The organism is Candidatus Hydrogenedentota bacterium (assembly GCA_019695095.1).
In the GTDB taxonomy this organism is placed as follows: domain Bacteria; phylum Hydrogenedentota; class Hydrogenedentia; order Hydrogenedentales; family SLHB01; genus JAIBAQ01.
In genome coordinates, this window is record JAIBAQ010000248.1 from 1 (window position 1) to 7,404 (window position 7,404).

Consider the following 7,404-nt stretch of genomic DNA (forward strand, 5'->3'; position numbering starts at 1 on the left):
GTCCGGATGATTGATGGCGTTGGCCATGAGCGTCATGTAGGGGATGCCCATCTTCCAAAGGTTGCAGTAGTCCTGCGAGGCATCGGCCAACGCGAGGTTGTCTTCTTTCGCAAGGCGGCGGAGTCCGGCGACGTAGGGCCGGGGGTCTTCTTTCACTTTCATGGTCGTCAGGTTCATCCAGTCAGGCCGCACGAGATGCGGTGTAATGAGGACTACTTCCGCACCGACTCCGTGAATCTGTGAGATGAAACTCCGGTAGTGCTCAAGAGTCTGTTCTTCGTTCAGGTACGCGTCGTTGACGAACTCAATCGTAACCATATCGGGTTTGACTTCGAGTACGTCGCGCACGAAGTCGTGTTCTGCGCCGCGCGGCTGGGTGAGATAGGCGTTGCTGGACGCGCCGCCCCAGCCCGCCGTGTGCATGTGGATCTTCGCGTTGGGGAATCTTTCCTGGAGCATGCGACGGAATTGTTCCTGGTACCAGTCTTCAGCACGAGACGTGCCGCCGCCACAGGTGACGCTGTCGCCAAAGGCAACGATGTGCACGTCTTCACCGGCGCGGAGCTTTGCGAGGGTCTTGGGCAGGCACTGCTCGGCGACGGGTTCGATCGGGGGCACGGCCGTGCTCGCGTAGACGGGGAAAAGGTTGTCGTCGGTGAGCTGCGGGCATTGGCTGGGAATCCACACGTTGACGACAGCCGTCTCATCGGCAGTCAGCTCCGGAGGCAGCACGATACCGTTTGCCGACACACCTTCAATCAGGCGCAGCTTTCCTTGCGCGTCAGCGACTATCGAGTCAATGCGGCAGGGGCTGTATTTGTAGTCGAAGTAGACGGGCTTTGCGGGATCGATGCCGCCGCCATCGATGCGGCCGATGGACGCCCAGAACTCGTCCATGCGGTAGTCCTTGTCGAGGGTAAACGGTTGAGCGTCGCCCTTATCGGGTTTAAGCACGAAGGTACCCGGGATCAAGGAGCCGGTCTGGCTGCATTCTTCGGTCTTGATGGGGTCGGGGTGCAAGCCTTTGGACCAACCGCCGGCATTCTCGTTGAAGACGGGCAGTGTGTCGTGCTTTTCGTCGTAGACCTGGAGTACCACCGCGGGGGAGATGACGAAGGACTGCGGCGCGCTAAGCGTGATTGTCCGTCCGTTGAGTTCGACGGAACCGGGACCGACTTCGATGGTCCATGGAGCGGTAGTCCGCACGGGCATTACGGGATCGGCGGCGACGGCGAGGGTCAGCAGCAGGGCGGTAATCACGATGGCACTCCTTTCGTATTGACAGGCCGCAAGCATTGTGTCGGAAGGGAGAGGCTGGGTGCAACGGAATGTCCGGACAGAATGGACGGAATGGAGTATGGAAATGTTGTGAGAAATTGATGCCCCACTGATATCGGGGGTGAAACGATTTCGCTCGAGGATCGTGGAGAAATCATAAGGTTTCCACAATTCTTTGCGCCCCTCTCCGGCCTAGGCTGCGTGTGTAGCAACCGCGGCAGGATTGCCGGATGAGGAGGCCTTGTGATGACGGTACGAATTCGATCGGAACGGCTTATAACGGCCATGGACCCCCGTTTGTTGCGGCAAATGGGAATCCGATTGCGCGCGTGGTACGAGACGGAAGAGGAGATTCTCGAGGGGTTGCGGTGGGGCCGCCGGAAGGCGGAGTTGTTGCAGTGGGTGCGGCGGAAGATGCAGCGGAAATTGACGGCAAGGGAACGGCGGTGTGTGGAGTTGTATTACTTCGGGGGCCTGACGTACGCGCAGGCGGGCTACGCAACGGGGACAAACGCATCGTCGGTGTTGCGAGCCGTGCGGCGCTCGGTAAACAAGTTGCGGGCATTGGCGGAGCGCGAAGGCGTGACCTTGGCGAAAGGGGTGCCGAAGCGGAGAAGGTGTAGCCCAAGGCAAAGGAACGTGAAGAGGACTTAAGGAACAAATGGGTCCCATGAGACCCATAGGGGCAATGAATGCAGATGGTGAGATGAAAACTGGAACTGGCCGTGGAAGCGGGTTATGAGTCGTGAGGCACGGGATTCAGGGCGCGCGCGAAACGTATGAGGGTAGACGTGACCTCTTCGATGCGTTCGTGGAGGCGCGGATCGATGATGCGGCCGCCGTCGATATCGGCTTCGGTAGCGTAGACGAACCGGGGCACGATAACGGATCGGAAATCGAGCATGAGGCTGTTGGCGAAGGTCATCACGGACGTGAAGCTGATGGTGCTGCCCGCGGAACAGAGGAAACCGACAATCTTCTCGCGCCAAGCGTTGCCCGTGAGCTCGATGAGGTTCTTGGCAGCCGCGTTAACGGCAAAGTTGTAAATTGGGACCGCGATCAGAACGCCTTCGGCGTCGGCGATCTTGCGTGAAAGTTCGGCGACAAGCGGATCGCCATAAGCCGATGCGCCGTCGCACAAGGGCAGGGGGCAGTTCTGCAAATCGACGAACTCGACGTCGACGCCAGCTGCTTCGAGGCGCGTTTGGGCGGCCCTTGCGAGGACGCGGCTGCGACTATTGGGATTCAGGCTGCAACTGAAAATGAGAAAGCTCATATCGCGTGACAATTGCCTCGGGTTGTTTGGTGCCGTGAAACCGAAATGCCGACAGGTACCGGCGTTACAGTGTCAATGAGAAACGACGCAAGATGCCGGAATGTTCCCGCGTTCAAATCTGTTCGCGGCCGCGGATGACCATGAGACGGATTTCGGTCATGTCCTCAATGGCAAAACGAACGCCTTCGCGGCCCAGTCCGCTGGACTTGACGCCGCCGTAAGGCATGTGGTCAACGCGCCAGGACGGGACATCGCCGATGACTACGCCGCCGACTTCGAGCGTATCCCAGGCGCGCAAGGCGCGGGACAGGTCGCGCGTGAACACGCCGGCCTGGAGGCCGTATTCGCTGGCGTTCACTTCGCGCAGGGCGCTATCGAAGTCGCGGAACGGCGCGAGGCATGCGACAGGCCCGAAGACTTCGTTGGCCCAGACAGGCTCGGAATGCGAGACGTTTTCGAGGAGCGCGGGCAGGATCATGCGCCCGTCGCGTGTGCCGCCGCAGAGTAATCGTGCACCCGCGGTGACTGCGGACTGGACCCACGATTCGATTCGCGCGGCTTCAGCATCGGAGATGATCGGTCCGATGAACGTGGATTCAAGTCGCGGGTCGCCGCAAGTGAGCGCGTTGGTTTCCGCGACGAGGCGGTCACGCAGACTCTCGTACACCGACTCGTGAGCGAGGATGCGTTGCACGCTGATGCAGCTCTGTCCGGATTGGTAGAACGCGCCGATTATGATGCGGGACACGGCGTCGTCCAGGTCGGCGTCCTCGTCGATAATGCACGCGGCGTTGCCGCCAAGTTCAAGGACAACCTTCTTGCGGCCCGCCCGAGTCTTCATGTTCCAGCCGACTTCGGGCGAACCTGTGAAGCTGAGGAGTTTCAGGCGGTCATCGGTTACGAGCAGGTCGGCGGCGTCGCGTGTGCTGGGTAGTATGGAGAACGCGCCTTCGGGAAGTTCGGTTTCGGCGAGAATCTCGCCGATGAGCAATGCGCCGATGGGCGTGAGACTGGCCGGTTTGAGCACGAAGGGACAGCCCGCGGCAATCGCGGGAGCGATTTTGTGTGCGGCGAGATTGAGCGGAAAGTTGAACGGCGAGATGAAGGCGCACGCGCCAATGGGGACACGCTTCCACATGCCGGAGTAGCCTCGCGCGCGAGCGCTAATATCGAGCGGGAGGACTTCTCCGGTGCTGCGCGAAGTCTCTTCGGCGGCAACGCGAAACGTGTCGATCAGGCGCGCGACTTCGCCGCGGCTGTCGCGAATGGGTTTGCCCGCTTCGACGCAGAGGCATTCGGCCAACTCGGACTGACGCTCCGTGAATCGATTGACGCAATGCTCGAGGACGGCGCGGCGCTCATAGACGGCCATGCGGCGCATGGGTTCCTCGGCGGCAACTGCGGCCGCGATGGCGGCATCCAATGCGGCAGCATCGGCTAAAGCGACACGCGCGGCGGGTTCGTTAGAGTACTTGTCGCGCACAATGAGATCGTGGTTTGGCGCGCAGGACCGATTGGCGAGAAAGTAGGGATAGGTTGGTTTCATGGTGAGGCAAGTATACTGGAGTGAGACGCGATTTTGGATTCTGAATCGGGAAGAAGACTGAAGATGTCGAGAGGCAATGCAGATAGGGTCAGCAAGAAGACCGTAGCGCGCAGAGCCGCGGGCGCGGTCGCAGGTTGCGTATTGGCGGCAGTGGCGTGCGTGAGTGCGGGATGTTTTGGAGGATCGTCGCCATTGCCTCCGGAGGAGGCGTTGAAGCAAGCGTCGGAGTCGGTGGAGCGGGTGCTGGCGCAAGCTGCGGAAGACAACAAATACAGCAGGGACAGCAAAAACTCCGAAGATAGCCCGTACAATGCACCGACGGTTGGAAATGCGAGCGCTATCGAGTTGTGGTACCCGGAGCACCCGATCCTGGGTCCGGCGCTGGCGTCAGATGGGGAGGTGTTGGCGGCGTTCGGGAAGGAGCATCCGGAAATTCGATTGCAGGCGCAGCCGATTGGGCCGTGGGTGTACGCGGTACAGAAGCTGACCGTTGCGATAGCTTCGGGGGACATGCCGGATATGGCTGTTGTGAAGCGGGATATGTTGGCGGCGCTGGTCGATGGAAAACGCGTCGCGCGGCTGGACACGCTATTGCCGCAAACGCTGCTCGACGATCTGCGGCCGGAGGTGTTGCGGGACCATCGTATCGGGGATGCGCTCTACGCGCTGCCCGCAGACGGATTCTGTAGCGTGTTGTTCTTTCACGCGTCGGATGTGGCTGCGCCCCCAGAAACGTGGGATGCGTTGCTGGCGTATGCGAAAACGTTCGACGGCACGCCGCAGAAGGGTATGGATCGGCGGTTTGCGTTGGGCGATTTACCGTTCCTGGAGTCGTTGTGGTCGGCGGGCGGGGACGTAATTCGCGACGGTCATAGCGCGCTTGCGGAACCCGCGGCGGTGGAGACCATCAACTTCCTGTGGTCCCTGCGTAATGGTCGCGTGGCGTTGCCGGGGACATTTGGCAGACGTGATGCGTCGATGAGCTGGTTTTACGAGGGTCGAATCGCGATGACGGTAGGCAACAGCGCGGGGCTTGCGATGAAGACGCCTGACGTGGACGTCGCGCCGGTGCCGGGAAAAAACGGTCCGGTGTCGATGCGGAGCAACGACGTGATCGTGGCGTTTGCGGGTCGCGCTGAAGCAAAGCGAGACGCGATTGCGTCGGTGTTGGATCTGCTGACGGGAATGAGTGTGCAGGGTCAACGCGCGGTGGATATGGGATCGGTGCCTGCGCGGAAAAGTGTCGCGGCGAATGTGAAAGTCCCGGAAGGATTGGAGCGGGCGTTTGCGGTTTCGCGCGCAACACCGTTGCTGCGGGTGTGGCCGGAAGTGGAGAGCGAGGTGGAGCGGTATGTGCTGCGGGGATTGTGGTGGAAAGGGGAATAGGAGAGATTTTGGATTTTAGATTTTGGATTTTGGATTGAAGACAAGAGCCAAAATGCAGGAGGCCGAAGTTGACGGCTGATATTCAGAGATGAATAGGTAGGAGTTGTGCGTTAGTCGGCGGCGGGTTCGGGGGCTTCGGCGAGGGTTGGTTGAGACACGGGGCGAAGCGCGACGCCTTTGGCGGGGACTTTCAGCGCAATGGCGGCGGTCGCGATTGCGAGTATGGCGGCGGCGGCGAAGACGCGTTCGTAGCCGAAGTGGACCCAGAGTGCTCCTGCGACTGTGGGGATGGTCATCGACGCGATGTGGTTGACGGACACGCCGAGGGCGAGCGTGGAATTGAGTTCTTCGTGGGTGCCTGCCATGCGGGACAGGTAAACCGCGCGGGCGTCGCCGAGCATGAAGAGCAGGTTGTCGGCAACGAAGCACGCGGAGGCAAGGGGTAGCGCGCGTTCTGGAGTGCCAAGCCACGCGATGGCATAGCCGTATCCGATGCACACCAAAGACAGAGAAAGGCCGTCGAAGATCATGACGGTGCGCTCGCCGAATCGGTCCATGACGCGGCCCATCACGGGACGGAATGCGATGCCGATGATGGCGGCGATAAGCAGGTATCCGGCAATGGACGTTGCGCCTGCGCCGTAGATCTTGATGAGGACCCACGGGCCAAACGTCAGGAAGACCTGTTTGCGCGCGCCCGCGAGGATCTCGAGCAGGTAGTAGAGACTGAAGCGGCGCCGCACGAGGAAACGGCGGCGAGGTCCGTGAAGATGCGGCACGTGCATAAAGCTGTAAAGGAAGGCGGCGAGGGCGCCGAGTCCGGCGACAATGAGAAAGCCTTGTGCATAGTGCGGGGAAGCCTTGTCGAAGAACAGCCATACGAGTCCGGTGCCCGCGACGGTGCCCGCCATGCCGAATCCGCCGGTCTGGCCCATGCGGCGGCCACGATTGGAGTCGTCGCTGAGTCCGATGGCGATGGTGCCCGCAGAAGGCTGGAGCAGGTGGAGTCCGGTGCTGCCCACCATCATGAGGAACACCATCCACGAGAACGATGTGCCGAGGATGGCGATGCCGATCATGCCGATCACGAAGGTAAACGACGCCACCATCGCGACGCGGGTCACGGGGAGGAAGAAGAGCGCGGCCGCCGAAACGACCGTCAGGAAACCGGGGAGTTCGCGGGGAAATTCAAGCCAGCCGCGATGTTCGGCGGAAAGCGCGAAGGTGTCCGAAAGGAAATTGTTGAAAATGGAATCGTGGACGCCGACCGCCATGGACATGGAGGCCACCGCCGCGAAGAAGAGGGTCAGTTGGGTGCGCTGGGACACAAATGCCTCGATTCGTTGGGAATGACAAACGTATAGCGTAGCGGATTCGCAGTGTATTGCCAAACGCGTGGGCGGCTGGAAAATCCGGAAATAGGTCCTATGGGGCTCATGGGACTCATGGGACCTATGCGATGTCATCCAGAAAAACGTTGGGGTATGCGTATTGGGGGCGAGGACTGGAAAGGCCAGAGAGCAAAAGGCCCTTTGCGATTTATGTGACCTCCAGGGCAGCTAAGGCCTTCGGCTGTGGCCAAACTAACCGTCGCCAAAGTGGCTAAGCTGCAAAGAGGGGACTGTCTGTACTACTTCGTGTCGTTGGTTTGGCCAGGGAGCGCTGAGCTTCGGGCATCCAATACCTGGGCAAACGAAGCGGCCATCGATCCGATGTCTTCAAAGTAGCGCGCGTGGGTCTTCCGGAGTGCTTCTTCACTGGCAGCGTCTAGCACTACCACCTCTCGTTCGATCCCAAGACGATGGTAGCGAAGTTCAAGTTCCAGACGCGCTTCATCGGCCTCGCGCAATTTATCGTCTGCGAAGACTCTAATTTCTTTGGAGCCGCTGGATCGGTCATAGTCAATTAGAAAGTACAC

7 protein-coding genes are annotated in these 7,404 nt (G+C 60.4%); 2 read left to right on the top strand and 5 right to left on the bottom strand.

What is annotated here, in order from left to right; translation table 11 throughout:
• Positions 1-1,260, bottom strand: a 1,260-nt coding sequence (locus tag K1Y02_23865) for an SGNH/GDSL hydrolase family protein (GenBank protein MBX7259417.1), incomplete at its 3' end; no start/stop codon positions are given.
• Between the two features lie 264 nt (positions 1,261-1,524).
• On the opposite strand from K1Y02_23865, the gene K1Y02_23870 reads away from it, so the two are divergent.
• On the top strand, positions 1,525-1,932 hold the full coding sequence (locus K1Y02_23870; GenBank protein MBX7259418.1) for a hypothetical protein: 408 nt from the start codon (positions 1,525-1,527) through the stop codon (positions 1,930-1,932).
• Between the two features lie 82 nt (positions 1,933-2,014).
• On the opposite strand, the gene K1Y02_23875 is transcribed toward K1Y02_23870, so the two are convergent.
• Together K1Y02_23875 and K1Y02_23880 are read right to left on the bottom strand one after the other, a co-directional pair.
• On the bottom strand, positions 2,015-2,554 hold the full coding sequence (locus K1Y02_23875) for an NAD(P)H-dependent oxidoreductase (GenBank protein ID MBX7259419.1): 540 nt from the start codon (positions 2,552-2,554) through the stop codon (positions 2,015-2,017).
• Positions 2,555-2,666: 112 nt separating this feature from the next.
• Positions 2,667-4,100: an aldehyde dehydrogenase family protein gene (locus K1Y02_23880; protein ID MBX7259420.1), complete on the bottom strand. Its 1,434-nt coding sequence runs from the start codon at positions 4,098-4,100 to the stop codon at positions 2,667-2,669.
• A 63-nt stretch (positions 4,101-4,163) separates the two neighbouring features.
• Here K1Y02_23880 and K1Y02_23885 point away from each other — a divergent pair, with 63 nt between their 5' ends.
• Complete coding sequence (locus K1Y02_23885; GenBank protein ID MBX7259421.1) at positions 4,164-5,486, top strand: extracellular solute-binding protein; 1,323 nt, start codon at positions 4,164-4,166, stop codon at positions 5,484-5,486.
• A 110-nt stretch (positions 5,487-5,596) separates the two neighbouring features.
• On the opposite strand, the gene K1Y02_23890 is transcribed toward K1Y02_23885, so the two are convergent.
• Together K1Y02_23890 and K1Y02_23895 are read right to left on the bottom strand one after the other, a co-directional pair.
• Complete coding sequence (locus K1Y02_23890) at positions 5,597-6,814, bottom strand: MFS transporter (protein ID MBX7259422.1); 1,218 nt, start codon at positions 6,812-6,814, stop codon at positions 5,597-5,599.
• Positions 6,815-7,116: 302 nt separating this feature from the next.
• On the bottom strand, positions 7,117-7,404 hold a 288-nt coding region (locus K1Y02_23895), incomplete at its 5' end, for a hypothetical protein (protein MBX7259423.1).

What these genes read in the sequence shown, in the direction of transcription:
- K1Y02_23880 (MBX7259420.1), bottom strand. Translation starts at nt 4,100, where the DNA reads ATGAAACCAACCTATCCCTACTTTCTCGCCAATCGGTCCTGCGCGCCA.
- K1Y02_23875 (MBX7259419.1), bottom strand. Translation starts at nt 2,554, where the DNA reads ATGAGCTTTCTCATTTTCAGTTGCAGCCTGAATCCCAATAGTCGCAGC.
- K1Y02_23885 (MBX7259421.1), top strand. Translation starts at nt 4,164, where the DNA reads ATGTCGAGAGGCAATGCAGATAGGGTCAGCAAGAAGACCGTAGCGCGC.
- K1Y02_23870 (MBX7259418.1), top strand. Translation starts at nt 1,525, where the DNA reads ATGACGGTACGAATTCGATCGGAACGGCTTATAACGGCCATGGACCCC.